The sequence below is a fragment of the Roseibium sp. M-1 genome (assembly GCF_054515675.1).
Genome location: NZ_CM137257.1, coordinates 1,958,484 through 1,983,550, shown reverse-complemented (window position 1 = coordinate 1,983,550; position 25,067 = coordinate 1,958,484). Strand labels below are relative to the sequence as shown.

At 62.3% G+C, this 25,067-nt stretch carries 21 protein-coding genes; 14 read left to right on the top strand and 7 right to left on the bottom strand.

Annotated elements, in window-relative coordinates:
* Positions 1-18 precede the first annotated feature (18 nt).
* From ACX3M4_RS08995 to ACX3M4_RS08980, 4 genes are all read right to left on the bottom strand, one after another.
* On the bottom strand, positions 19-1,095 hold the full coding sequence (locus ACX3M4_RS08995; protein WP_459358243.1) for an ATP-binding protein: 1,077 nt from the start codon (positions 1,093-1,095) through the stop codon (positions 19-21).
* The gene (locus tag ACX3M4_RS08990) at positions 1,092-2,513 is read right to left on the bottom strand and encodes a DUF5691 domain-containing protein (protein ID WP_459358242.1); all 1,422 of its coding nucleotides are present in this window, start codon (positions 2,511-2,513) and stop codon (positions 1,092-1,094) included. The genes ACX3M4_RS08995 and ACX3M4_RS08990 overlap by 4 nt, the downstream gene beginning before the upstream one ends.
* Positions 2,506-3,888 (bottom strand): SWIM zinc finger family protein, encoded by a 1,383-nt coding sequence (locus tag ACX3M4_RS08985; protein WP_459358241.1) that lies wholly within the window; start codon positions 3,886-3,888, stop codon positions 2,506-2,508. The genes ACX3M4_RS08990 and ACX3M4_RS08985 overlap by 8 nt, the downstream gene beginning before the upstream one ends.
* A gap of 257 nt (positions 3,889-4,145) precedes the next feature.
* Positions 4,146-5,075, bottom strand: coding sequence for a LysR substrate-binding domain-containing protein (locus ACX3M4_RS08980; RefSeq protein ID WP_459358240.1), 930 nt, complete (start codon positions 5,073-5,075; stop codon positions 4,146-4,148).
* 265 nt (positions 5,076-5,340) lie between these two features.
* Here ACX3M4_RS08980 and katG point away from each other — a divergent pair, with 265 nt between their 5' ends.
* The 10 genes from katG (at position 5,341) to ACX3M4_RS08930 (ending at position 18,651) form a co-directional block, all read left to right on the top strand.
* Positions 5,341-7,512: a catalase/peroxidase HPI gene (gene katG, locus ACX3M4_RS08975; RefSeq protein ID WP_459358239.1), complete on the top strand. Its 2,172-nt coding sequence runs from the start codon at positions 5,341-5,343 to the stop codon at positions 7,510-7,512.
* A 472-nt stretch (positions 7,513-7,984) separates the two neighbouring features.
* Complete coding sequence (gene fabI / locus ACX3M4_RS08970) at positions 7,985-8,749, top strand: enoyl-ACP reductase FabI (protein ID WP_459358238.1); 765 nt, start codon at positions 7,985-7,987, stop codon at positions 8,747-8,749.
* Between the two features lie 9 nt (positions 8,750-8,758).
* Positions 8,759-11,404, top strand: a complete 2,646-nt coding sequence (locus ACX3M4_RS08965) for a DUF3141 domain-containing protein (RefSeq protein ID WP_459358237.1) — start codon at positions 8,759-8,761, stop codon at positions 11,402-11,404.
* 410 nt (positions 11,405-11,814) lie between these two features.
* Entirely contained in the window at positions 11,815-13,188 is a 1,374-nt protein-coding gene (locus ACX3M4_RS08960) for a DUF2157 domain-containing protein (RefSeq protein ID WP_459358236.1), read from the top strand.
* Positions 13,185-13,757, top strand: a complete 573-nt coding sequence (locus ACX3M4_RS08955; protein WP_459358235.1) for a GDYXXLXY domain-containing protein — start codon at positions 13,185-13,187, stop codon at positions 13,755-13,757. Before ACX3M4_RS08960 ends, ACX3M4_RS08955 begins: the two co-directional genes overlap by 4 nt.
* A 57-nt stretch (positions 13,758-13,814) precedes the next feature.
* Entirely contained in the window at positions 13,815-14,858 is a 1,044-nt protein-coding gene (locus tag ACX3M4_RS08950; protein WP_459358234.1) for a class I SAM-dependent methyltransferase, read from the top strand.
* A 575-nt stretch (positions 14,859-15,433) separates the two neighbouring features.
* Entirely contained in the window at positions 15,434-16,135 is a 702-nt protein-coding gene (locus ACX3M4_RS08945) for a pseudouridine synthase (RefSeq protein ID WP_459358233.1), read from the top strand.
* 133 nt (positions 16,136-16,268) lie between these two features.
* Positions 16,269-17,057, top strand: coding sequence for a DUF4394 domain-containing protein (locus ACX3M4_RS08940; RefSeq protein ID WP_459358232.1), 789 nt, complete (start codon positions 16,269-16,271; stop codon positions 17,055-17,057).
* A gap of 302 nt (positions 17,058-17,359) precedes the next feature.
* Positions 17,360-17,917 (top strand): sigma-70 family RNA polymerase sigma factor, encoded by a 558-nt coding sequence (locus ACX3M4_RS08935; RefSeq protein ID WP_459358231.1) that lies wholly within the window; start codon positions 17,360-17,362, stop codon positions 17,915-17,917.
* Entirely contained in the window at positions 17,914-18,651 is a 738-nt protein-coding gene (locus ACX3M4_RS08930; protein WP_459358230.1) for an anti-sigma factor, read from the top strand. Before ACX3M4_RS08935 ends, ACX3M4_RS08930 begins: the two co-directional genes overlap by 4 nt.
* Before the next feature lie 268 nt (positions 18,652-18,919).
* On the opposite strand, the gene ACX3M4_RS08925 is transcribed toward ACX3M4_RS08930, so the two are convergent.
* Positions 18,920-20,038 (bottom strand): TauD/TfdA family dioxygenase, encoded by a 1,119-nt coding sequence (locus tag ACX3M4_RS08925; protein ID WP_459358229.1) that lies wholly within the window; start codon positions 20,036-20,038, stop codon positions 18,920-18,922.
* A 258-nt stretch (positions 20,039-20,296) separates the two neighbouring features.
* Positions 20,297-20,860 carry an HdeD family acid-resistance protein gene (locus ACX3M4_RS08920; RefSeq protein ID WP_459358228.1) on the bottom strand — a complete coding sequence of 188 codons (564 nt, stop codon included), beginning with the start codon at positions 20,858-20,860 and terminating at the stop codon, positions 20,297-20,299.
* Between the two features lie 140 nt (positions 20,861-21,000).
* On the opposite strand from ACX3M4_RS08920, the gene ACX3M4_RS08915 reads away from it, so the two are divergent.
* From ACX3M4_RS08915 to ACX3M4_RS08900, 4 genes are all read left to right on the top strand, one after another.
* Positions 21,001-21,420: a MarR family winged helix-turn-helix transcriptional regulator gene (locus ACX3M4_RS08915; RefSeq protein WP_459358227.1), complete on the top strand. Its 420-nt coding sequence runs from the start codon at positions 21,001-21,003 to the stop codon at positions 21,418-21,420.
* Between the two features lie 115 nt (positions 21,421-21,535).
* Positions 21,536-22,798 (top strand): beta-ketoacyl-ACP synthase II, encoded by a 1,263-nt coding sequence (gene fabF, locus ACX3M4_RS08910; protein WP_459358226.1) that lies wholly within the window; start codon positions 21,536-21,538, stop codon positions 22,796-22,798.
* Between the two features lie 73 nt (positions 22,799-22,871).
* Positions 22,872-23,429 carry a helix-turn-helix domain-containing protein gene (locus ACX3M4_RS08905; protein ID WP_459358225.1) on the top strand — a complete coding sequence of 186 codons (558 nt, stop codon included), beginning with the start codon at positions 22,872-22,874 and terminating at the stop codon, positions 23,427-23,429.
* Positions 23,426-24,001, top strand: a complete 576-nt coding sequence (locus ACX3M4_RS08900) for a GNAT family N-acetyltransferase (protein WP_459358224.1) — start codon at positions 23,426-23,428, stop codon at positions 23,999-24,001. Before ACX3M4_RS08905 ends, ACX3M4_RS08900 begins: the two co-directional genes overlap by 4 nt.
* A gap of 234 nt (positions 24,002-24,235) precedes the next feature.
* Here the strand turns inward: ACX3M4_RS08900 and ACX3M4_RS08895 are convergent, their stop codons facing one another.
* The gene (locus ACX3M4_RS08895) at positions 24,236-24,898 is read right to left on the bottom strand and encodes an FAD-binding oxidoreductase (protein WP_459358223.1); all 663 of its coding nucleotides are present in this window, start codon (positions 24,896-24,898) and stop codon (positions 24,236-24,238) included.
* Positions 24,899-25,067 lie beyond the last annotated feature (169 nt).

Genomic DNA, 25,067 nt, shown 5'->3' with positions numbered 1-25,067 from the left:
GCCGCCGTCCCGTTCCACTCAGACCAGTTCGCTCAGGGCCTGGTAATAGTCTGAATAATCCTGCCGCTTTTTCAGGACGGTCTCGATATATTCCTCCAGGACAACCTTGTCCTGCACCGGGTCCTTGACGACCGCGCCGAGAAGATTGGGTGCCAGGCTCGTTGCGGTCAGGGCACCCCTGCCGAAGAAGGCCGCGTGGCTGAGACCGCCCACAGTGACGGCTATGGCTTCCGCGGTCGACAGGTTGCTGGACGGTTTCTTGAGGGTCGTCTTGCCGTCGAGGGTCTCGCCAGAGCGCAGTTCCCGGAAAATCGACAAGAGCCGGGTGACTTCCTCGGCTACGTTTTTCGGTGCGGGCAGGTCCAGCGACAGAGCCATTTCACCGACGCGCTTGGTGACGATGGCGATCTCCTCGTCCATGTCGTCCGGCAGCGGCAGCACGACCACATTGAAGCGGCGCTTGAGCGCGGCGGAGAGCTCGTTGACGCCCTTGTCCCTATCGTTGGCCGTCGCGATCACGTTGAAGCCCCGGGTTGCAAAAACCGCTTCGTTGAGCTCCGGGATCGGCAGCATCTTTTCCGACAGCACGGTAATGAGCGTGTCCTGGACGTCGGAGCCCATGCGCGTCAGTTCTTCCAGGCGGCAGAGCTTGCCCTCTTCCATTGCACGGAAGAGAGGCGTCGGCACGAGGGCTTCACGGCTCGGTCCCCTTGCCAGGAGCTGGGCGTAATTCCAGCTGTAGCGGACCTGGTTCTCGTCCGTGCCTGCGGTACACTGGATGACGAGTGTGGAAGTGCCGGAGACGGCCGCGGCAAGATGTTCCGACACCCAGGATTTCGCCGTTCCCGGAACGCCCAGCAGCAGCAGCGCCCGGTCGGTAGCAAGCGTCGCGACCGCGGTCTCGATCAGGCGGCGGTTGCCGACATATTTGGCACTGATCTCCGTCCCGCCGGCCTTGCCGCCCAAGAGATAGGTGATGACCGCCTGGGGGGAGAGCGCCCAGCCCTGGGGCTTGGGCATGTCGTCGGCCGCCTTCAGGGCAGCGAGTTCGTCGGCATAGGTGATCTCGGCAGGCTGCCGCAGGATGTCGCTCATGAGGAAACTCCAGATGTCAGGGCGGCGTTGAACTGCAACATGAGCAGAGCCGGGTCGGACCGGCTCATCTCCGCCTCGATAAAGGATTGGATCAGGTTCTGTGCCGCATCCTGGTCAGCGAGAAGACCGAGATGGAACAGCTGCGTCTGCAATTGCGCGGCCTGATGGGGTTTGGCTGTGTCTGCCGCTTGAGCTTTTGTGCTTTCGAGCAGCGATCGCACGAATTTGGAAGATGCGAGCGTAGGCAAGCCGAGACGGCCGAGATTTCCGTCCGCGCAGCGCATGAGCGTCTGCAACGCCAAGGGTTCCTTTTCCAGCAGGGCCGGCAGCCTCTCCCATTTGTCCTTGCCCTCCAGACGATCCAGCAGCGGAAGCAGGATCTCGGTGGAGACGGACGTCTCCGACAGAACCCGGTTCGTCAGCGCCGACACAAGCGGCAGTGCGCCCGTGCGGGCGACAAGGCTGCAAAATTCGGCGTCTTCCCGGAGGGATCCCAATTGCCAGCCGGAGACAAGAGCCTCCGCGGTCAGGCCGACAGCTTCCGCCAGTCCCGGCATGCTGACGATCCCGAAAAGCTCCGTACGCCGCGTCTTCTGGGCGCCGGTCTTCAGCTTCTGTGTATTGACAATGGTCTTGCGATTGATGAGTCCCTTTTTGCCGACTTCAAGAAAATCGGCCAGTTCCTTCGCGGTTTCGGCCTCATCGAGGACTGCGCCGAGCCGCGCCAGCAAGGCTGCAGCAAGAGCCTGTACCTTGGCTGAGCGGTCGTTCTGCCGCAGCGTCTCTAGAAAGGCGGTGTCGTCCTGATGCAATCCGGTTTCAAGAACGGCAATCACCTTGCACCGCTGCTCCGCCGGCATGCTGACCACCTTTGCAGCAATCAGGTCCCGGGCGGCCGTTCCGTCCCTTTCCCGCAATTCCTGCAATGCGTATAAACGCTCGCGCGGCAGATAATCGTCCCAGCTGTGTTCACCGAGATCCTCCTTGACGGCCTGAACCTCCGGTTCGCCCCATCCTTCCCAGGGACTGTAGCAGGGTGGGAGATCGTCGAAGCGGGGCGGCATGTAATCGGCCGGATGAACCGTGTAGCCCCGGCAGGCCAGGAACTGCAGCAGCAGGGCCGCCTCGTCGGTGGAAATCTTCGACAGCTTAAAAAATCGGCGGAAGGCTGGGCGATGCCGCTCCGGCAGCATCGGCAGTTCAAGGCGCGGAAGGACGGGGAGGGGCGTCAGGCCGGCTGCCGGAGCAGGCCGGAAGGCGACCTGACCGGCCTGGGCGGCGACGGCCAGAAGGGCAAGGTCCGGGATATCCGCGAGGTCCGCAACGGCCTTCAGTTCCGGTGACGCCTGATCGACAGCAGAGCCGCCGACCATCCACCGGCTCTTGATCCTGTCGAGGGCCTGCTGGAGATCAGTCATCAAGCTGCACCCGTCCCCAATCCGTCTGGGCGCAGAAGAACGACAGACGCCGTCCATCCCAGAGGGCCGCCGCACACTGTTGTTCCATACCCGCCAGATGCGGTGCGAGCGTGGTGCGGACGGGCAGGGCGTGCACCCCGTCGGTGGATTGCCACCAGACGTCCTTGCCCGCCCCGGCGAAGCGGCCCTGCGGGAGCAGCACCGGACCACCTGTCGTCCAGGGGGCGGCGTCTTGCAGATCCAGATAGGGCCGCAGCGGGTCTCCTTCCGGCGCGGGCAGCCATGGAAGCGCTTCTGCCGCTTCTGATTTTCTCTCTCCCAGAACGGCCCTTAGCGGTATACGCGCCGGATAGAATACCAGCTCGGCCTCGAATTGTTCGCCTGCCGTAAAGGAACTTGACCTCTTGCCGAGGCTGGCGGGAAAGAAGTCGAGTAGAACTGCGAAGGCCGGTCCCTCGCCGAGGTTCATCAGCCAGGTCGCCTGGCTGACGAGACCGTCGCGCCGCGTGGAAATCTCTTCGCCGATTACCTCCCAATGGGAGGCGACCCTCAACGCGTCCGGATTATCGAACAGGCTGTCCCTCGTCTCCGAAGTCGCGATCGCCCGTCGCAACTCGGGATCCGACGGGGCGGCACGCCAGGCTTTCAACAGTATGACGATCTTGCCGAGTTCGGTCAGAACCGTTTCCAGGCGCTCCTCGCCGGTCAGCGCGATGATTTTGGCGGGCAGCTCGTCCAGACGCCCGGCGAGCGCCTGGGCCTTGCCGTCGACCAGGCGCGCCGCGATCGCCCGGCAACGCGAGGTCATGTCTTCCAGGAAGCCGGCGAGGCCCGTCCTTAGCTGATCGGCGATCCATTGTTCCAACTCGTCTGCCGCCGCCAGCAATGCCGCCTCGGTGTCCCTGGCCCTCTTTTCGGTGGCAGCCTTTCTGCGGGCTTCCGCCTGTGGATCTGCCGGTACCTTCTTTTCCTCGATCCGCGCTGCCGCGAGGGATTTTGCCTCTGGTGATTGGCTGGTTCCCGGTGTCGGGGCTGTACCGCTGGTGCGCCGCCGCCCGAGCCAGTCCGTCACCCATTCAGGAACGGCGCCGGGCTGAAAGACTGCCGGATCGTCCGTATGCATCCACATCAGTGCAAGCACGTGCTTGCAGGGAAACTTGCGCGACGGGCAGGTGCATTTGTAGCTGTGGTTGGCATCGTCGAAGACGGTACGGTATGGGTTGGCACCCGATCCCTGGCATTCACCCCAGACCAGATTGTCGGCTTCGGATTTTTCACGCAGAGGCCATTTCGCGCTTTTGGTCAGTCCGTTTGCCGCCTTCAGAGATGCCTGGTCTGGAGCAAGGGCCGTAATGGCATCATGAGTGAGCGGCATGCAGGGACAACCCTTCAGACAATCCGGCCGGATCGGCACCGGGTAGGATACTCCGCTGGAGACAGGCAGGTGCTTCCAGGAAGCCCGGTGTTTTCAAGAAACAAACTAATCAAGCAGCGCCGATTTAGGCAAATATCCGCAGCCTTGTAAATCGCAGGCAGACAAAATCCCCACCCGGATTTCAGCTTCAGGATCGGGAAATTTTATAAGTAATTATTACATGTGCTGGTCGACAAGGTTTGCCGCCATTTTTCTCGTCAAACCTCACCCGGCATATATGCTCGGCCGGTCTCCGAAAGACCGGTTGCACAGCGGCGGACGATGTCGGCGATTTCCCCGAGCTGGTTCGACAGCGCGCTGGACTTGCGCCAGACCATGCCGACGGTACGTCGCGGTTCCGGTGCTTCGAAGCGCGAGATGGAAACGGTGGCCGAGCGTGTTTCCACGGGCACTGCCATTTCCGGGATCAAGGTGACCCCCATGCCGGCACTGACCATCTGCACCAGGGTCGAGAGCGAGCTGGCGTCCAGCATTTCCCGCGGCGGGCCGGAGGGCAGGTTGCAGAAGGAAAGCGCCTGATCGCGGAAGCAATGGCCTTCCTCCAGCAGCAGCAGGCGCATTTCCCTTAGATTTTCCGCGTTTGGCAGCGGCAGGTTCGCTTCCCCGGCGGCGCGGACCAGAACGAAGCGCTCGTCGAAGAGGGCGGTTTCGGCAAGTGCCGGCTCGGAGACGGGCAGGGCGACAATGGCGGTATCGAGCCGGCCTTCGCCGAGCTCCTGGATCAGCTTCGGTGTCACCGTCTCGCGCACATGGATGTCGAGCCCGGGATAGGCCGTCGTCAGGTCTCTGACCACCTTCGGCAAAAGATAGGGCGCGACGGTTGGAATGACGCCGATCCTGAGGCGCCCCACCAGCCGCTCGCGCGAGGCCCGGGCGAGATCGCCAAGCTCGTCCGCCGCCCGCAGGATGTCCCGCGCCCGCTCCACCGCGACCTCGCCGAAATGGGTGAGCCGCACCTGCCGGGCACTGCGTTCGAACAGCGGTGCGCCGAGCACATCCTCCATTTCCTTGATCTGCATGGAAAGGGCAGGCTGGGAAATCGCGCAAGCCTCCGCGGCCCGTCCAAAATGGCCGTGCCGGGCCAGAGCCTCGAAATAACGCAGCTGTTTGAGGGTGATATTGATCATCAGTTGATCTTATCGAACATATCAGAAAATACAACTTCTTCTGATTGCTTGGCTTTGCTAGTCTCAATTCAGATCAGACCGGTTTGCCGCATTCGCCCCAGGAAAGGCGAGCGCTTCCGGTCTGTTCGTCACGAGTTCAAGATCCTGATGCCGGAGCCTGGTCCGGTCGCCCGAGGTCGGGAAAAGACCGGATTGTCAAATTGGTGACAACGGATCAGGGTTGTATGAGACGGTGCCCTGCACCAGAAAAGGAATGGAGAGGAAAATGGACGCTAAGGTAGATAAGTCAGGCGGTTGCCCTGTCATGCATGGCGGCAACACGGCCATGGACAAGCCCGTCACAAAGTGGTGGCCGAACGCCCTGAACCTCGACATCCTGCACCAGAAGGGTGCTCGCGTCGATCCGATGGATTCGGACTTCAACTTCCGCGAAGCCGTCAAGGGTCTGGATCATGAAGCGGTCAAGGCCGATGTCCGCGCCCTGATGACCGACAGCCAGGACTGGTGGCCGGCCGACTGGGGCCATTACGGTGGTCTGATGATCCGCCTCGCCTGGCACTCCGCAGGGTCCTATCGCATGCAGGACGGCCGCGGTGGTGCAGGTTCGGGCAACATCCGTTTCGCCCCGCTGAATTCCTGGCCGGACAATGCCAGCCTCGACAAGGCCCGCCGCCTGCTGTGGCCGGTCAAGAAGAAGTACGGCAACGCACTCTCCTGGGCCGATCTGATCATCCTCGCAGGCAACATGGCCTATGAGTCCATGGGGTTCAAAACCTTCGGCTTCGGCTTCGGCCGCGAGGACATCTGGGGTCCGGAAACCGACGTTTACTGGGGCTCGGAAAAGGAATGGCTGGCGCCGGTCGAAAGCCGCTTCGAAAATGCGGAAGACGCGACGTCCCTGGAAAACCCGCTCGCCGCGATCCACATGGGCCTGATCTATGTGAACCCGGAAGGCGTCAACGGCCAGCCGGATCCGGTTCGGACCGCAGCTCATGTGCGCGAGACCTTCAAGCGCATGGCGATGAACGACGAGGAAACCGCGGCGCTGACCTGCGGTGGCCACACCGTCGGCAAGGCACACGGCAACCGGTCCGCCGAAGGCATCGGAGTTGAGCCGGAAGCCGCCGGCGTCGAGGCACAGGGCTTCGGCTGGGCCAACACGGAGCAGGGCGGCAAGGCTTCCAACGCCTTCACCTCCGGCATCGAAGGCGCGTGGACGCAGTTCCCGATCCAGTTCGACATGGGCTACTTCGACTATCTCTTCAACTACGACTGGGAACTGCGCAAGTCCCCGGCCGGTGCCTGGCAGTGGGAACCGGTCAACATGCCGGACGACAAGAAGCCGGTTGATGCCAGCGACCCGTCTGTCCGCCGCAACCCGATGATGACCGATGCGGACATGGGCATGAAGATGGACCCGGTCTATAACGAGATCTGCCGGAAGTTCATGGCGGACGAAGCCTATTTCCGCGATTGCTTTGCCCGCGCCTGGTTCAAGCTGACCCACCGTGACATGGGCCCGAAGGTCAACTATCTCGGCCCGGACGTTCCGGCTGAAGACCTGATCTGGCAGGACCCGGTCCCGGCAGGCTCCACGTCCTACAACGTTGATGCCGTCAAGGCGAAGATCGCCGCAAGCGGTCTCTCCGCTGCCGAGATGATCGCAACAGCCTGGGACAGCGCCCGCACGTTCCGCGGTTCGGACAAGCGCGGCGGTGCCAACGGCGCCCGCATCCGCCTTGCTCCGCAGAAGGACTGGGCCGGCAACGAGCCGGAGCGCCTGGCAAAGGTGCTGGCGACGCTGGAGCCGATCGCGGCCGAAACCGGAGCGTCGGTTGCAGACGTGATCGTTCTTGCCGGCAATGTCGGTCTGGAACAGGCGATCAAGGCCGCCGGCTTTGACGTTGCGGTTCCGTTTGCCCCCGGCCGCGGCGATGCAACCGACGCCCAGACGGACGCGGACTCCTTCAGCGTGCTGGAGCCGCTCGCAGACGGTTTCCGCAATTGGCAGAAGGAAAAGTACGCCGTCAGCGCGGAAGAGATGATGCTCGACCGCGCACAGCTCCTCGGCCTCACTGCCCGGGAAATGACGATCCTCGTCGGCGGCCTGCGTGTGCTCGGTGCCAATCACGGCGGTTCCAAGCACGGTGTCTTCACCGATAAGGAAGGCGCTCTCACGACGGACTTCTTCGTCAACCTGACCGACATGACCAACAGCTGGCATCCGGTCTCCGACGGCACCTATGAAGTCCGCGACCGCAAGCTCGGCACGCTGAAATGGACGGCAACCAGCGCCGACCTGGTCTTCGGCTCCAACTCGATCCTGCGCGCCTATGCGGAAGTCTATGCCCAGGACGACAACAAGGCGAAATTCGTCAAGGACTTCGTTGCGGCCTGGACCAAGGTCATGAACGCCGACAGGTTCGATCTGGTCTGATTTCGATCACACTTCAGGAAAACAACAAGCGGCGCGCCGGATCTCCGGCGCGCCGTTTCTCTTTAGAGACTTTCAACACTCACTGTCATTCCGGACAAATGCAGCGCAGCTGCATGCAGATCCGGAAACCAGCGGATCAACGTGAGCGAAGCGAAAAATTTTTTTTGAATAATTAGTCGCGCTTGCAGCGCGAAATATTTCTGGGTTCCGGATCGGCGCGCAGCTTTGCTGCGCTAGTCCGGAATGACGGGGGAGATGACTACCGCTTCGCTTTGGTGGCTTCACCGTTTCGCGCTGCGAAAACCAAATTCATCCGCAAGAACCCTTATGCCCTTGAAAAGGTCATTCTTCCGTCACACCCTCTATGCTGCACTGCGAAGCAGTTTCAGGTTGCGCTTGAAGCAGCGATGATGTGTGGCCGGACGGTTTGATTGGATGCCGCCGGTCCCGGTTTCCGGGAGTTCTGGACGTGATGTTTGATCTGACGGGCCAAAAGGTCCTTGTTGTCGGCGTGGCAAACGATCAGTCGATTGCCTATGGCTGCGCGCGTGCCTTCAAGGCGCAAGGGGCGGATCTTGCGATCACCTATCTGAACGAGCGGTCCGAGCCCTTCGTGCGCCCGCTGGCCCGGGAGCTGGGGGCAGAGATCATCGCACCGCTCGATGTGCGCAACGAAATCCAGCTGGACACGCTGTTCACGCAGATCACGGCACGCTGGGGCCGCCTCGACACCCTGCTGCACTCCATCGCCTTTTCAAAGAAGGAAGATCTGCATGGCCGCGTCGTCGACTGCTCGGCGGACGGGTTCAGTCTTGCCATGGATGTTTCCGTCCATTCCTTCCTGCGCCTGATCAAGCGCGCCGAACCGCTGATGCAGGCAGGCGGCACCTGCATGACGGTCTCCTTCATGGGGGCGCAGAAGGTGGTTGAGAATTACGGCGTCATGGGCCCGGTCAAGGCCGCACTGGAAGCCGCAACGCGCTATGCGGCAGCAGAACTGGGACCGAAGGGTATTTCAGTCCATGCGCTGTCGCCGGGACCACTCAAGACCCGTGCCGCCTCCGGCATCGCCGAATTCGATGCGCTTCTGAACGATGCCGCGTCGCGCGCACCGACACATCAGTTGGCCACGATCGACGATGTCGGCGCCTATGCCGCCTTTCTTGCCAGCCGGGAAGCTTTCAACGTCACCGGCTCCGTGCATCCGATCGACGGTGGCTACAGCATTCTTGGATAGGAGGTCCTGATGAAGGACATTTTCGACGCATTCGAAAAAGGCCAGAACGAGTTCCTGAACTCCTTGCAGGACGCCACCGCCTGGGGGCCGTCCGACCGGATCACCGCGCTGCAGGCGCAGGGAACCGAGCTCTCCAATCTGGCCGAGCTGATGAGCCGGGGGCTCACCAAGCATCTGACGGCCATCTCCGAGAGCCACAAGACCCGTTGGCAGACCAATCTCGCCGGTTTCGGCAAGGCGATGGAAGCCATGGGCGAGGCGCAGAATGCGGGTGGGCTCTTCGATGCCTGGCAGGGCTACTGGCAGGATGCAGCACAACGCATGGTGCTGGCCATGGATACGCTGCGCAAACGCGGCGACAACTTCATCGAACACGAAGAGGCCGGCTGCCCGCCGGTGCTTATTTACGATTATGAAGTGGTTCTCGACGGCGCTGATCTTCCACGGCCCTGCTGCTACATGCTGCTCAAGATAACGCCGACGAAGGACATGCCTTGCCGCGATCCCAAGGACTGGAAGCGGCCCTATATCATCATCGATCCAAGGGCAGGACACGGAGCCGGCATCGGCGGTTTCAAGCCGGACAGTCAGGTCGGCGTTGCGCTCCGGGACGGGCATCCGGTCTATTTCGTTGCTTTCAAGCGCATGCCGGAAAAGGGCCAGACGCTTGCCGACGTCACTCACGCCGAAGCCGCCTTCGTGCGCAAGGTGAAGGAGCTGCACCCGGACGCGCCCAACCCGGTCGTTACCGGCAACTGCCAGGGCGGCTGGGCAACCCTCCTGCTGGCGGCCACCAATCCTGACCTCACGGGCCCGGTCATTCTCAACGGCGCTCCGGTCTCGACCTGGTCCGGCCGCGTCGGCGAAAACCCGATGCGTTACAATGCCGGCGTCCTTGGTGGCACCTGGAATGCCATGTTCTATTCCGATCTCGGCCACGGCATCTTCGACGGTGCGGACATTGTCCAGAATTTCGAATTGCTCAATCCCGCCCGCAACTATTTCGGCAAGTACTACGATCTCTATTCCAAGGTCGACACGGAGCCGGAGCGTTTCCTGGATTTCGAACGCTGGTGGGGTGGCTATTTCCTGCTCAACGAAGCGGAAATGAAATGGATCGTCGAGGAACTCTTCGTCGGCAACCGGCTTTCCAAGAACGAGGCCCAGCTGGAACCGGGCCGCAACATCGACATCAAGCAGATCCGGGCACCGATCATCGTCTTCGCCAGCTTCGGCGACAACATCACGCCGCCGCAGCAAGCGCTGAACTGGATCATCGACACCTATGCGGACGAGCGCGAGATTGCCATTCGCGGTCAGAGGATCATCTACATGATCCATGACCAGGTCGGCCATCTCGGCATCTTCGTGTCGTCCAAGATCGCCAGGAAAGAACATACCGAGGTCACGTCGACGCTGAAGACCATCGAGGCACTGCCTCCCGGTCTCTATGAGATGACCATTGACGATTACCAGGGTCCGCTCATGGAGCGCGAGTTCACGGTCAGCTTCCACGAGCGCAAGATGGAGGATCTGGCGAAGATCGACGACGGGCGGGACGACGAGATACCTTTCGCCGCCGTTGCCCGCGCATCCGAGCAGCAGTCCGAGTTTTACGACGTCTGCGTCCGGCCCTTCGTCCAGGCTTTCGTAACGGAACAAAGCGCCGACCTTCGCCGCAAGAGCCATCCGCTCCGTCTGCAGCGGCAGCTTTTCTCCAGCCTCAACCCGGCGCTCGGTCTCCTGCCTGGCCTGGCAGAACGCGCCCGCAACGACCGCACGCCGACCGCCGCCGGCAATCCGTTCGTCGAAATGGAAAAGGCGAACGCCGCCCTGATCGAACAGTCCATGGATCTTTTCAGGGACTTGCGCGACACCGCCTATGAGAGCCTGTTCTACGGTGTCTGGGGCACACCTTACATGCGCTGGTTCGGTCGCAGCAAACAGCCGGGCCGGACGCTCAAGCGCAAGGACGAGCTGCGCAGCCTGCCGCCGGTCATGGCGGCGCTGATGCATATCGAGGAAGGCGGTTTCTGCGAGGCGGTTATCCGCATGCTGATCCTGCTCGCCGACAGCCGTGGCACGGTCCGCGCCGACCGGCTGGAACGCTCCGCCCGCGTCCTCACCCAGGACGAACCGTTCAAGTCGCTGAAACCGGACGAACGCAGCTTCATCCTGCAGGAGCAGACCCTGATCGTCGAATTCGCCCCGGATCTGGCCATCGAGACGCTGCCGAAGCTTCTGAAGACCCGGGAAGAGCGCGAGCTGGCTGCCGGTGTGGTGCGCTACATCCCCGGTGCGATCGACGAAATGACACCGCACACGCTGGAAACCTTGCAACGCTTCCATGCCGTGCTTGGTCTGCCACCTGTTGCCGGGGACATCTCGGACGATCCGTTGGCCGTGCCGAACGCCGAAGTATCGTCGGAAATGGCAAAGCCCAGAGCCGCGCTGGAGGAAGCCGCCAGGACGGCCGAAGTTGCCGAAAAGGCCGAAACCAGGAAAACGCCTGTCAGGGCAGCCTCCGCAGCAGCAGCCCCGAACAAGACCTCGCCTCGCAAGGCCGCAGGCGGCAAGCCGGTGACACGCAGCCGGACGGCAGCCGCCCGCAAGCCGAAAACGGGTGCAAAGAAGTCGGAAGAACCCACCGGATAAATAATAGGGGGCGTCCGGGCCTCTCGGACGCCCCCACAGAGCCCCCCTGGAATTTTTATTGGAGTTCGGCTCTGATCTGAAACGCGGTTTCGCTTTGCTGGCGAAGGATGCTGCTGCAACCGGAGTGATGGGACTGGGAAGTTCTACCCATGCTGCAATTGCCGGTTAAGAATATCAAGATCGGCGCCAGCGACAAGGTCCGCATGGAACGCTTCGGGCGTGTATTTTCTCCCCTTTAGGCTGCGCAGCTGATTTCATTGCCGTTTTGACGACAGCCTTTTCTGAAGTTTTTTTCGCTGTCTTCCTATTTGCCGCCGGAAGGCCTACTTCTTCTTTCATCAAGGGCCTTTCACGCCCAGGAGCAGCGCGTTGCAACTGCTTCGACTGAGGCTACGGATGGGTGGAGCCGCATGTTCGACTGGGTCTACAAAAAGCGCCTGCGGGACGATCTGGAAGACTGGGTTGCCAAGGGCTGGGTCAGTTCGACCGGCGCGGCGGCTATCCTGAAGGAACAGGAACGGGACGATGGCCGGTCGAGGTTGCCGATGGCGCTTGCCGGCATCGGCATGGTCTGCGTTGCCCTTGCCCTCTTTGCCTTCATCGCCGCCAATTGGGGCGCGATCCCCAAGAGCCTGAAGCTTGCCGGAATTGCGCTGCTGATCGTTGCCAGCCACGGCCTTGCAGCTCTTGCAGCCGCAAAGGGCCGCAGGGGCCTCGCCGATCTTGCGACCGGCTTCGCAACACTGGTCTTCGTCGGCGGCATGTCGCTTGTCGGTCAGATCTTTCATCTTCCGAGCGACTGGGCCGGAGGAGCCTTTCTCGTCTGCCTCGGTGGTCTCGCGGCAGCCTGGCTGACGGGATCGAAAGCCTCACTCGCCGTTGCGGCGACCGCAGCCATCACCTGGCAGGTGATGCGCTCCGAAATCGGGGCGGGCAGTCCGGTGGAGGCCTTGATCGGTCTCGTGCTGCTGGCGGCGGTCTTTGCCCACCCGATCGTGCATCCGGCGCGCCTGTCGCGCTGGGCGGCGATCGCTCTGCTTTGGGTGACCTATGGCCGCTGGTTCGGTGAAACCGCCGACGGAATCACCTCCAGCGACGATTTTCTGACGGCCATGTTCCTGGCGGGTGCCGGGGGGCTTGCGGCCATCATGCTGCAACTTGATGCCGTCGCGGATCTCATCGTGAAATGGTCCGGCAACCGGCCGCCGCGCGGGCACGGCTCCTGGCTGCTGGCGCGATCGATGCAGGATTTCGGTGTGATGATCCTGAGCGTCCTGATCGTGCTGGCGCTGGTGCTGGTGCCTGAAATCGCCGATGAACCGATGGTCCGCGGACTGCTGCCGCTGCCGGCTCTGCTGCCGTTTCTGTTTGCTGTCCTGCTGACGGCAACCGGGCTGATCCTTTCCTACCGGACCGCCAAGTCCGGCGCGCTTTTTGCGGCAACGGGCATCGCCTTCGTCGCCATTCTGACGCCGGTCGTGACCGTCAATATCCTGGTGCTCTCCGCCGTCTGCCTTGCCGCCCTCATCGGCCTGTGTGCGCTTGGAACCTGGTACAACAACCGGTTCTGGATGCTCTGCGCCTATCTTGGCCTGACGGCGGTTGCGCTCTGGCTCCTGCAGGTCACCATCGGTTCTCTGCTCGGCCAGTCGCTGTTCTTCCTGGTGGCGGGCGTGGTGCTGCTGGCAATGGCCCTGTGGTTGGCGCGGCTGTTGAAGCGGGGAGCGCGCGGGCCGGACGTGCCGTCGGAACCTGGCGCCGAAGCAGGGGAGGTGCGGACATGACGGCCGCAGTCGGCACACGCCCCACAAGGCAGGCCTTTCGTGCGCCCTGGCTGCGCTGGGGCTTGCTCGCGCTGATCCAGCTTGCGCTGATTTCCATTCCGCTGGTCGACCGGCTTCAGGTCCAAAGCAGCGGCCAGACTGTCCGGCTGGCCGTCATCCCGGTCGACCCGCGGGATCTCCTGCGCGGGGATTATGTCATCATCAATCTGGCGATCGGCCGTGTTTCCATGGACGTTCCAGGCAGCGACACAGTGGTCGCCGGTGACACGGTCTTTGTGGGACTTGCCGTCTCGGGTGACGGTCCTGCCGAGCCGGTTGCCGTCAGCAAGACCCGTGAGGACGCCGGAGACCTGGCGATCGCAGGCACGGTTCTTTCCGTCCTGAACGATGAAGTCCGTATCGACTATGGCATCGACGCCTTCTTCCTGCCGGAGGGCGAGGGACTGGAGATCGAGCGGATGGACCGCTCTCGCATCCTGCTGGAAGTGTCGGTTGCCGGAGATGGCCGGTCTCTACCGGTCAACCTTTTGGTGGACGGTGTCGCCTTCCGGTCCGACGCGATCTTTTGACGTGTGATCGTTCTGGGGGTATGAGCGCGTCAGCTTTATCCCTTCCGAAAGATCGCCATGTCAGATCCCGCGCTCGACACACTCGTGCTTCCTCTTGAAACAGGGGCCGTTGAGTTTGCAGAAACCGCCCGTGTCCTCTTCCTGCGTGCCCGTTCGGGCTCAGCACTTTCCGAATTGAAAGGCCTTGAGCTTCTCTGCGAACAGAGCTTTGCCCCGGACCGGGATGCGTTGAAGAAGGCGGGGCTGACGGTCGAGGCGGAAACGGATCAAACCGGCTTCGATGCGGTGCTGGTCCTTCCGGGCCGCCAGCGCCAGGAGGCGCGGGCCCAGCTTGCCCGGGCCGTCTCCAGGACGCAGGGCGGCGGTGTGGTGATCGCCTGCGCTCCCAACACGGAAGGCGCAAAGACGCTGGAAAGTGATCTGGAAGAACTGCTCGGTGCGGCCGACAGGCTGACCAAGAACAAGTGCCGCGTGGTCTGGGAGACCGTTCGCCCGGAAAGCCTGAATGCGGATCTGCTTTCCGAGTGGCTGGCACTTGATGCGCCCCGTGAAGTACTGGACGGCGCTTACATTAGCCGGCCCGGGATCTTTGCCTGGGACCGGATCGACCCGGCGTCGAAGCTGCTGGCCGGATACCTGCCGGAGACGCTGAAAGGCCGGGGCGCCGATCTCGGCGCGGGCTTCGGCTATCTGACCCGGACCGTTTTCGATAAGGCTCCCAAGGTTGCCTCAATGGATCTTTATGAGGCGGAAAAACGGGCTCTGGATCTGGCCGAGCAGAACCTTGCCGCCTTCAAGGGCAAGCGGACCATGCACGGCATCTGGTCGGATGTGACGAAAGGCATCGAGGGGCCGTATGACTTCATCGTCTCCAATCCGCCCTTCCACCAGGCCGGCAAGGCTGACCGCGCCGATGTCGGCCAGGGTTTCATCCGCGCGGCCGCACAAGGTCTGCGTTCCGGCGGCGAGTTCTTCCTGGTTGCCAACCGGCATCTGCCGTATGAGCACACCCTCGCCGAGGTATTCGCCTCTGTTACCCAGCTTGCCGACGAGGGCGGGTACAAGGTGATCCGCGCAGTCAAGGGCAAAGGAGGGCGGTGAAGTGATATTCAGAGTTTCCGGCGATTGTGTCGTGCTTGCCTCCATCAAGCCGGGCGTGACAGGTGTAATGGGTAGCCGCATGCACCTCTCTCCCCCCTTGCGGGGGAGATGTCTCCGTCAGGAGACAGAGGGGGGTAACCAGCCTGTCAACATCGGAAGCGCCGAGGCGATCCGCCGACGCCCGGTACCCCCCTCTGTCCGCTTGCGCGGACATCTCCCCCGCAAGGGGGGAGAGGGGAACAAGGGGCTGGCTAACGGGTCATTCTCAATAGTCTATCCATCGCACCTCGTTGGACCGGCACTTCACTATCTGAGCTTCGGTATCGTTTCGAAACCTTTCGGCAAACACCCCTCTCCCCCCTTGCGGGGGAGATGTCTCCGTCAGGAGACAGAGGGGGGTAACCGGCTTGTCAACATCGGAAGCTTCGGAACAATTCGCCGACGCCCGATACCCCCCTCTGTCCGCTTGCGCGGACATCTCTCCCGCAAGGGGAGAGAAGGGTGCAAGGGGCGGACTTTTGAAGGTCTTGCGCAGGCCGGTGCGGCGACAACTGCCTTTTCGGAGGTCTTCTGACATGCGGCTCGTCAAGCTTCTCGCCAATCTCGGCTATGGCAGCCGCAAGGAAATGCAGACGGCGATCCGGCACGGCTGGGTGACCGACCGGGACGGCAACCGGCTGAAGGCAGACGCGAAGACCGCGCACGAGGACATTCTCTTCGACGACGACCCGCTGGACCCGGCCCATGGCGTCGTGATCCTGATGAACAAGCCGCTCGGCTACACCTGCTCCATCAAGGATCAAGGCCGGCTGGTCTATGACCTGCTTCCGGACCGCTTCCGGATGCGCAAGCCTGTTCTGTCCACCATCGGCCGGCTCGACAAGGAGACCTCCGGCGCGCTGCTCTTCACCGATGACGGCACTTTCCTGCACCGGGTGATCTCGCCGAAATCGGAAGTCCCGAAGATCTACGAGGTCACGCTGGATCGGCCGATGAGGGGCGACGAGGCGGCGTTGTTCGCTTCCGGCGAAATGATGCTGGAAAGCGAGGAGAAGCCCTTGAAGCCCGCCGAGCTGGACATTCTGGACGAGACCCATGCGCGGCTAACCCTGCACGAGGGCCGCTACCACCAGGTCCGCCGCATGTTCGCCGCCACCGGCAACCACGTCACCGATCTTGCACGAAGCCGCATCGGTGGTCTCGGATTGGACGGGCTGGAAGAGGGCCGGTGGAAAGCGCTCTCCGAGGCGGAGAAGGCGCTGATCTTCGAAAACTGAGAGACCGGACTGACGTCGATTTCGGCGTTCGCAAAAAAAAATTGCGGACGCTGCATCCGGAATTCGATCTGCCGTGTAACCGGGATGTGGGGCCATTGCGATGCCTCCCGCCCTTAATAGACGGAGATCTGAAATGCTGCTTCCTGCACGTACTCTTCTGACCGCATCCGCGCTTGTTCTGGCTGCCGGTGCCGCCCACGCCACGCCTGCCATCGGACTTGCCGGCGACAAGACCCTCGTCGTCATCGACAGCACTTCCGGCAAAGTTACCGGATCCATGGATGTTACCGGCGTCGACCGTCTGCTCGGCATCGATCTGCGTCCGGCGACGGGCCAGCTGATCGGCGTCAGCGCCGCCCATGAAATTGTCGAAATCGACCCGGAGACAGGCAAGGCCACCGTCATTTCCAAGATGGACGTGATGCTGCCGTTGAAGGACGGTCAGCCTGTCGTCGTGGATTTCAACCCGAAGGCCAACAAGCTGCGCTTCATGACCGGCCTCACCAATCACCGCGTCGATATTGAAAGCGGCAAGGTGACGGTCGACGGCAGCCTCGCCTTCGAGGCTGCGGACATGCATGCGGGCGAAACGCCGAATATCGTCGCCGCCGCCTACAGCAATTCCTACGGCCAGCCGGAAACCACCGCGATGTACGACATCGACGCGACCATCAACGCGGTGATCCGGCAGACCTCGCCGAACGACGGCACCCTGGCAGCCGTCGGCAAGCTCGGTGTCGATGTGTCCGATGCCTATGCCTTCGACATTGCGACAGACGCGGAGGGGAACAACAAGGCCTGGCTTGCGACCGGCACCTGGCTGCATACGGTTTCCCTGGAGACGGGCGAAGTGACCGGAAGCTGGGAGCTGGCTGGTCTGGCCTGGCCGCTGCGCGACATCACCTTCATGACCGCGAACTGATCCCTCTAGATCATGATCGATCAGCTTTTGGGCGCTCAACCTAAGCCAGTTGAACGCCCGCTGATCCAGGGATCCCGCCGACGGAGCATCCTCAGCCCGACTGTCAAAGGGATGCCCCGGGCTTTGCGGATCTTGCCCACCACGAACCGCAAAGCCGTCTGCCGGAGCGGCCTGGACCACCCACCCCAGGCTGCTCCGGTCCTTATTGAAGAACGATCGTCTGCACGGGAAACTGGTCTGGCGACGCTTTTCGTGCGTAGCATGCAGGAACCCTGCCTGAAGTCGATCAAGTGAGCCCACCCGTGTTGGATACCCAGAAACCCGCTAGCGACGTGGATCATGCCGCGCTGTTGTCAGCGTGCGCGCGCAAGGACAGGCAGGCTTTGCGCCAGATCCTGGAGCTGGAGGGCCCGAAGATGCTCGGCATCGCCCGGCGCATGCTTCGCCGGCAGGATCTGGCGGAAGATGCCTTGCAGGACACGCTTGTTCAGATCTGGCGAAAGGCGGCGCTGTTCGATCCGGCAAGGGGCTCCGGCCGGGCGTGGATCTATGCCGTTCTGCGCAACCGCACCTTGAACATGCTGCGCGATGGCGCCAGGGAAGCCGCAACCGAAGACGACCGGCTGGAGCGCAGCATCGACGGCAGCGAACTGAACGACGCCTGGGAGATGCTCGGCCATGACAGTGAGCTGCGGCGATGCCTGGAACGGCTGGAAACTGAAAAGCGCAGCGCCGTGCTGATGTCCTATGTCTGGGGCTATACCCATGGCGAGATCGCAGGCCGGCTCTCGGCTCCGCTCGGAACTGTCAAGGCCTGGGTCCGCCGGGGCCTGACGTCTCTGCGGGAGTGCATGGCATGAGGACCGAGCGCCGCGACAGGGCAGAACTGGCGGATGAATACGTCATCGGCCTTTGCGATCCCGAGGAACAGCGAGAAGTGGAAGACCGGCTGACCCGAGATACCGAGCTTGCCGTGCTGGTGGAACTGGCCCGTCAGCGCTTTGCCACGCTGGACCTGGCGACACCGGAAGTCGCCGTCCCTGACCGGCTCTGGCGCCAGATCGAGCGGCGGCTGGATGTCCTGGACGAAAGCCTGGAAGCTCCGGAACAAGGGAACATAACGTCGGCTGAAATTGTCGACCTTACCGGAGAAAAAGCCAAACGAGGCGGCCCGCTGTTCTGGACTGCCGCAGCGAGTCTGGCCGCAAGCCTGGTTCTCGCCGTCGCGCTTGTCTGGAGCCTGCTCACAACGATAGAGCCGCAGGTGATTGCCGTTCTCGTGAATGACGACGGTCAGCCGGTTGCGATGATCGCGGGTGCGGAGAACAACGCCACCGAAGTGACGCTGCTTGGCCAGACCGACGTTCCCGCAGGCACCGTTCTGCAACTCTGGACCAAGCCCGACCCGGACGGTCCGCCTGTATCCATCGGTGTCTTCGACGAGCCCAAACAGACGCTCCTGCAGGCTGCCGGTCTGCCGGTGCCGAAGCTCGATCAGCTCTACGAGATCACCTTCGAGCAGCCCGGCGGTTCGCCGACCGGCCTGCCGACCGGTCCGATCCTGGGCAAGGGCTTCGCCAAGGAGCCGAGGTAGTCGACGAAGCTCATGTCTGCTGGTGTTTTCCAGGAAACGGAACACCCAGCCGAGACCTCTCTGGCGTCATCCCGGCCAAGCGGAGCGCGAGCCGGGACCGGGGAGCCGCAAACCGCTGGTACAAGGGAGCGAAAATCGAAACATCGAGGCTCACCGGTCCCGGATCTTCGCTGCGCTGCGTCCGGGATGACGCATTGAGAGTTGGCTCCGATAGTGAAACGCCCGATCGTCTGACCGGGCGTTTCTCGTTTCAGACCCTAGCCGGGACCTATCCCCGCTTCCGGCTCAGCACGCGGATGCGGCTGTCGAACTCACCCCGGTCGACGTAGCAGCCGCGCAGGTGACGGAAGCCCGTGCCGGGATCGAAGGCGGCCCTGCCATGCAGGACGCGGCGGTTGTCGAAGATCACCATCTCGCCGCCCTTGAGCCTTGTCGTGATGACGTAGTCCCGTGACCGGGTCATCTGCATGATCGCCCGGTAGGCCCGGTAATAGGCTTCCATCTCGTTGGCCGGCAGGTCGAAGATGCCGGCAAGATGGGCGTTGAAATGCAATTCCTGAACGTTGCCGAAGAGATCGAGATCGATCACCGTGTGATGACGGCGGATGTCGTAATCTTCGTCATGGAAGCGGAACGGCACCGGCGTTTTCGAAAGCAGCCGGAAGGCGTCCGGATCGTCCCGTGCCAGGTCCGCGGCTATGGCAAAGCCGTCACAGAAGGTGGAACCGCCCCCGACCGCCTCGTTGGCAAGGCAATGCAGGAACTGGAAACCCGGGGGCAGCTCCTGGTTGGCAAGGTCCGTGTGCAGTGGCAACGCATGAGACGTGTAGGCGAGGTTGTTCGGGTTCGGCTTCGACATCACCTCGAAGGTGGTGCCGAAATTGGTTTCCCGCAAAAAACCGATCCGCCTGGCGACAGCAACACCGGCTTCCACGTCGTTATCCATGCCGTCGACCAGCGCGAGGCCGGCTTTCTTGGTGGCAATCAGAAAGGAGAGCAGGGCGTCGTCGTCCCGCATCAGGTCCATTGCCGCCGCCCGTGGCAGAGAGGCCGGGTCCAGATCTCCACGCCAGGGATCAGGCTCGATCCAGGCCGGGTCTTTCAATCCGATGCCAGGCCGGTGGTCGTGCAGCCAGTCGCTCCGGTAACGGCTGACATGGCCATCGTCCTTCCAGGTCAGCACGATGTCGTCGCCGTCCCGGTCGGCACTGGCAATCGAAATATCCATCGGTATTCCGGTCAGGTCGAATTGCCGTTCCTGGGTCTGCGGGTGGAAGCCGCTCGGGCAATTGTCCCGCAGCCAGAGAAAGGGATAGTCGGTGCTGGTCCCGTCCGGCCAGGCGACATGAAGCATGCGGTCTTCACCGCGCAAGGTCACGTTTGTCATGATGCAAAATCCGTTGATGTCAGAAGTTGGGAACGCGCGCGCCCTGGCGCGCAAACATCAACGATTGGCGGGGGGCGGCCACCACCAATAGGCCTTGTTATGCGGATTGCCCTGGTTACGACCGAGAACGGAGATCATCCACGTGAAAGCCCGAGTGCGAGCGATGCCCGGTGTTGAACCTTCAAAAAGGCTACATCAGAACTGGCGGCCGGCAAATGGATATTTGCCGGCCTTGCACTCTTTGGTTTCGCCGACCGGTCAGCCTTTTGATGCCTTCGCCGCGAGAGCAATCGCAATGTAGCTCCAGCCGTTGATCAGGACCGAAATCCCGGCCAGCAAGCCGAGGGCCCAGGCGGCGGAACTCGGAAGTTCAAGCCAGATCATGACCCCGGCGGCGAGGGACACGATACCTGCGATCAGAACCCAGACCCAACCCTCGTGCGGCTTCAGCTTGAAGGCGAGCAGGATCTGGCTGATGCCCTGGGCAATGAAGATCGCCGCGATGACCAGCGTCAGCGCAAAGGTGCCGGCGAGCGGGTTCACGTAGATGACTATACCGCCGATGACAGCGATGACGCCTGTGATCAGGTTCCAGAGGAAACTGCCGGTGCCGTGGGTCTTGAAGGAATTGTAGATCTGCACCAGGCCGCCCACGAAGAGAACGGCGGCAATCAGGATGGTGACGGCAACCGAGGTTGCGAGCGGAGCAGCGATCAGGATCAGCCCGCCGATGACGAGCGCGATGCCGAGCGCCAGGAACCAGCCCCAATTGTCCTGAATCTTCTTCTTCATGTATTCCATTGCCTGCACCGCGTCTGTCATCGTGACCTCCTCACGCTCAAGTTGCCGCTGCCGACGGTAACCCCTTTGCACATAAACGCAATATGCCAATGACATTTCCGGATTTGCAGACACGCCCAGTAACGGCTTGACAATTTGTGTGTATATGCACACAAAGAGGTATGGAAGAAGACGACTTCTCGCTATGCGTTCTGGACAACGCTCGCAAGGCGGCGCGCGCGGTCAGCCGGCATTACGACCGTCTTGCACGCAAGGTCGGCATGACAGCCGGTCAGTTTTCCGTGCTGGTTTCCGTCCGCAAGGGTGGCAACACGACGACGGCAGGTCTTGCGGAGCGCCTGTCGATGGAGCGCACGACGCTGGTGCGCAACATCGCGCTACTGGAGCGCAAGGGCCTGGTTGTCTCCGAACCGGCGGCTGCCGGACGGGGCAAGCAATACGTATTGACGCCTGCCGGCGCCGCGCTTCTCGACAAGGCCATCCCCCTGTGGCGGCAGGCTCAGGCGGATGTTCAGACCCATCTCGGCGGCGACGAATTTCTTCAGACGATCAATGCCTTGAAGAAGCTCTCCGATCTTTGATGAGGTCGGGTTGAAACTCTTTCCGGGCGGACTGGCCGGGCGGACTGGCAGACCGCCCGGGCACCACCTACCTGCCGGGGCGGGGGCGCTGGCTAAACCGATTGTGAGGTACATCATGCGGCGTGTTGTCGTCACGGGACTGGGGATTGTCTCCCCTATGGGTACGGGCTTGAATGCCTTCTGGAAACGGGTGAAGGACGGGGAAAACGGCATTCGCCGCATCACCCATTTCGATGCAGGCGAACTTGCCTGCCAGATCGCGGGGGAAGTGCCCTCTAAATCGGAAGACGAACACGGCTTCGATGTCGACGCGGTCATGGATCCGCGCGAGCAGCGCCGGTCCGACCGCTTCATCCATTTTGCCATGGGCGCCGTTCAGGAGGCCCTGGCCCATGCGGGGTGGGAGCCGAAGACGGACCGTGACAGGGAACGCACCGGCACTATCATTGCGACCGGTGTCGGCGGGTTTCCCGCCATGACGGCCGGCACGCGCCTGGTGGACGAAAAAGGCCCGCGCCGGGCTTCGCCCTTCCTGGTGCCGTCCTTCCTTGCCAACCTGGCCGCCGGTCAGGTGTCCATTCGCCACGGTCTCAAGGGCCCGATCGGCGCACCGGTGACCGCCTGCGCCGCCAGCCTGCAGGCGCTCGGCGACGCCGCAAGGTTGATCCGCTCCGGCGAAGCGGATGTCATGGTTGCGGGTGGCTCGGAAGCCTGTATCGACAAGGTCTCCTATGCCGGCTTCTGCGCTGCCAAGGCGATGTCCGCCAAGCGCAACGACGACCCGGCTCATGCCTCCAGGCCGTTTGACCAGGACCGCGACGGTTTCATCATGGGTGAGGGCGCCGGAATTCTGATCCTGGAAGACTACGAGCACGCCAAGGCACGCGGCGCGGCCATGCTGGCGGAAATCTCCGGATACGGCACCAGCGCCGACGCCTTTCACGTCACTGCCTCTTCGCCGGACGGGGAGGGCGGGCTGCGCGCCATGCGCCAGGCCCTGTCGACGGCGAACCTTTCCCCGGCCGATATCGGCTATGTCAACGCCCATTCCACCTCGACACCGGTGGGCGATGCGGCGGAAATCGCGGCGCTGACGACGCTGTTCGCAAACAGGGGCAAGGATCTGGCTGTGTCCTCCTCCAAGTCGATGTTCGGTCATCTGCTGGGGGCCGCCGGCGCGGTCGAGGCGATTGCCTGCGTCAAGGCATTGACGACCGGTCTGCTGCCGCCCTCCAGAAACCTGGACGCCGCCGACGAGGCCATGGGCCGCTTCGAGATGGTGCCGGGCAAAGCGATCGCCCGCGAGGTCAGCCACATTCTCACCAACGGCTTCGGCTTCGGCGGGGTTAATGCAAGCGCGGTTTTCTCGAAGGTGTGACCTGCACATTCTTTGAGCTTGGCAGGCAGTAAATTTCCATTTATGAGAAAAATCTCAAATATGGGAATTTGCGATGTCGAACCTTGAACAAGACCTTGCCCGGCGGCTGACGGATCTCCGCCGGGCAAGGGACTGGCGGCTGGAAGAGCTGGCCGAGCGCACTGGCATCAGCCGGGCGACCCTGTCGCGTATCGAGCGCGGCGACACCAGCCCGACCGCTAGCGTGCTCGGCAAGCTGGCCACCGCCTTCAATCTCTCCATGGCCGAGCTTTTCGGCGCCGCCTCGGCCACTGTGGATCGCCTGATCCCGAAAGAGGCCCAGATCGTCTGGACAGACCCGGAGAGCGGTTACCGCCGCCGGGTGCTGACACCGGCCGCAAGCGGCTATCGCGGATCAATGATCGAGGGAACCATCCCGGCCGGTGCGACCGTTTCCTATGCCTCGCCGCCCATGCCGGACCTGGAGCATCAACTGGTGCTTCTGGAAGGCTCTCTTCGGCTGACAGTCGGACCGGATAGCTTCGATCTTTCCTCCGGCGACGCCCTTCGCTTCCGCCTCAACGCTCCCAACAGCTACCACGCGACCGGCACAGGGCCGGTCCGCTATTTCCTGACGGTGATCCTGCCATGATATCGACTGATCTCTCCGCGGTCTCTGCTTCTGACGATGCTCCCTTCCGGCCGGAAGCTCCGGTTCAGCTTCTGACGGGCGAGGAGATGCGCACCGCGCTGCCGCAGCTCGGCCGGCTGCTGAAGGCCTGTGTCGACGATGGTGCCGGGATCGGCTTCATCCTGCCGTTGCCGCTGGAAAAGGCGGAAGCCTTCTGGGCGGGCAAGCTGCCTGCCGTTGAAAGCGGCGAAGCCTTCCTGATGGCTGTCAGGGAAGGGGGCGAGATCGCCGGCGTCGTCATGCTGGTGCTTGCCCCGCAGGACAACGGCCTGCATCGGGCAGACGTCGCCAAGCTGATGGTCCATCCAGGCCACCGCCGCAAGGGCCTCGCGCGCAAGCTGATGACCGCCATTGACGGCCTCGCCCTGTCGCAGAACCGCTGGCTGCTGGTGCTGGATACGGTGACGGGCGACCGCGCCGAAAAGCTCTACCCGACCTGCGGCTACATCAAGGTCGGTGTGATCCCCGACTACGCCTATGGCAGCCACGGCAGCCTCGATGCGACGACGGTGTTCTACAAGGATCTGAGGTGAAGGGGCTGTACAAAGCCATAGCCCTTGCAGCGACCAGAATGTCCTCTGACGCGGTATCATCCCCGCGAAAGCGAGGACCCGGGAAACTTCATCGAATCTGATGGGCAGATCGCAGCCGCCCGGGAGCCCTGTGTCCCGGGTCTCTGCTGCGCTCCGCCCCAGATGACAGCTGAATATGCGGTCGGAGCGGAGGCTGCGTCGTCGAAATCGGGATCTTGTTTTGAAGGTGTCTCCTCAATCACTGAACTCCACCGAGTCCGGCTCAACACCCAGTTCCTTCAAGACGTCCTCGACGGCCTCCATCATCGGCGGCGGGCCGCAGAGATAGAAGCGCCGGTCGAGATCCGGAACGAGATCCTGGATCATATCCGCATCGATCAGCCCGTGATGGCTGCCGGCGCTGTCTTCTTCGGACAGCACGTGGTCCACCTTGAGGCCGTCCATGGCTTCAAGTTCCTGGCGGTAGATGATGTCGTCAGAGGTCTTGTTGGCGAAGATCAGCTGATTGCCGCCAAGCTTTCCCTTCTTCTCAAGGTCCCGGAAGATCGCCAGAAATGGCGTGATGCCCGCACCCCCGGCGATGAAGACGCCCGGCTCTTCATAGCGAAAGGTCTTGAACGGATCGGCGAGCAGCACCCGGTCGCCTTCCTTCAACTTGTGCAGGCGCTCGGTCACTCCGTCATGGTCCGGGTAGCCCTTGATGGTGAATTCCAGCGAATTCTCTTCCGGCAGAGACGTCATGGTGAAGGGACGCGTTTCCTCGCGCCAGCCGTCCTCGTCGAGCGCGATCTCGGTGGCATCGCCCACCTTGAAGTCGAAGCCCTCCGGCTCGACGATCCGGAACCGCTTCACGTCATGGGTGACCTGATCGATCTTGAGAATGGTTGCCTTGTGCATCCTTGCGTCTCCTTCTGCTTGGAAGGAAAACGCAGCGGTAAGGAGACGGTTCCGGAGGGAAATGCGACTTTGTTCTATTTGGTATAGCGTTGAGCGAAGATGGTGGATATTAGAAATTTGTGTTTCGTTATTTTCTTGAGGTTTGTAGATAATTTTGATTGTAGTAGAA

Bases quoted from the DNA above. Each gene is read 5' to 3' on its own strand.
- fabI (WP_459358238.1), top strand. From the start codon at position 7,985: ATGTTTGATCTGACGGGCCAAAAGGTCCTTGTTGTCGGCGTGGCAAAC.
- ACX3M4_RS08960 (WP_459358236.1), top strand. From the start codon at position 11,815: ATGTTCGACTGGGTCTACAAAAAGCGCCTGCGGGACGATCTGGAAGAC.
- ACX3M4_RS08950 (WP_459358234.1), top strand. From the start codon at position 13,815: ATGTCAGATCCCGCGCTCGACACACTCGTGCTTCCTCTTGAAACAGGG.
- ACX3M4_RS08995 (WP_459358243.1), bottom strand. From the start codon at position 1,095: ATGAGCGACATCCTGCGGCAGCCTGCCGAGATCACCTATGCCGACGAA.
- ACX3M4_RS08920 (WP_459358228.1), bottom strand. From the start codon at position 20,860: ATGACAGACGCGGTGCAGGCAATGGAATACATGAAGAAGAAGATTCAG.
- ACX3M4_RS08900 (WP_459358224.1), top strand. From the start codon at position 23,426: ATGATATCGACTGATCTCTCCGCGGTCTCTGCTTCTGACGATGCTCCC.
- ACX3M4_RS08945 (WP_459358233.1), top strand. From the start codon at position 15,434: ATGCGGCTCGTCAAGCTTCTCGCCAATCTCGGCTATGGCAGCCGCAAG.
- ACX3M4_RS08930 (WP_459358230.1), top strand. From the start codon at position 17,914: ATGAGGACCGAGCGCCGCGACAGGGCAGAACTGGCGGATGAATACGTC.
- ACX3M4_RS08895 (WP_459358223.1), bottom strand. From the start codon at position 24,898: ATGCACAAGGCAACCATTCTCAAGATCGATCAGGTCACCCATGACGTG.
- ACX3M4_RS08985 (WP_459358241.1), bottom strand. From the start codon at position 3,888: ATGCCGCTCACTCATGATGCCATTACGGCCCTTGCTCCAGACCAGGCA.
- ACX3M4_RS08955 (WP_459358235.1), top strand. From the start codon at position 13,185: ATGACGGCCGCAGTCGGCACACGCCCCACAAGGCAGGCCTTTCGTGCG.
- katG (WP_459358239.1), top strand. From the start codon at position 5,341: ATGGACGCTAAGGTAGATAAGTCAGGCGGTTGCCCTGTCATGCATGGC.
- ACX3M4_RS08940 (WP_459358232.1), top strand. From the start codon at position 16,269: ATGCTGCTTCCTGCACGTACTCTTCTGACCGCATCCGCGCTTGTTCTG.
- ACX3M4_RS08925 (WP_459358229.1), bottom strand. From the start codon at position 20,038: ATGACAAACGTGACCTTGCGCGGTGAAGACCGCATGCTTCATGTCGCC.
- fabF (WP_459358226.1), top strand. From the start codon at position 21,536: ATGCGGCGTGTTGTCGTCACGGGACTGGGGATTGTCTCCCCTATGGGT.
- ACX3M4_RS08980 (WP_459358240.1), bottom strand. From the start codon at position 5,075: ATGATCAATATCACCCTCAAACAGCTGCGTTATTTCGAGGCTCTGGCC.
- ACX3M4_RS08965 (WP_459358237.1), top strand. From the start codon at position 8,759: ATGAAGGACATTTTCGACGCATTCGAAAAAGGCCAGAACGAGTTCCTG.
- ACX3M4_RS08990 (WP_459358242.1), bottom strand. From the start codon at position 2,513: ATGACTGATCTCCAGCAGGCCCTCGACAGGATCAAGAGCCGGTGGATG.
- ACX3M4_RS08915 (WP_459358227.1), top strand. From the start codon at position 21,001: ATGGAAGAAGACGACTTCTCGCTATGCGTTCTGGACAACGCTCGCAAG.
- ACX3M4_RS08905 (WP_459358225.1), top strand. From the start codon at position 22,872: ATGTCGAACCTTGAACAAGACCTTGCCCGGCGGCTGACGGATCTCCGC.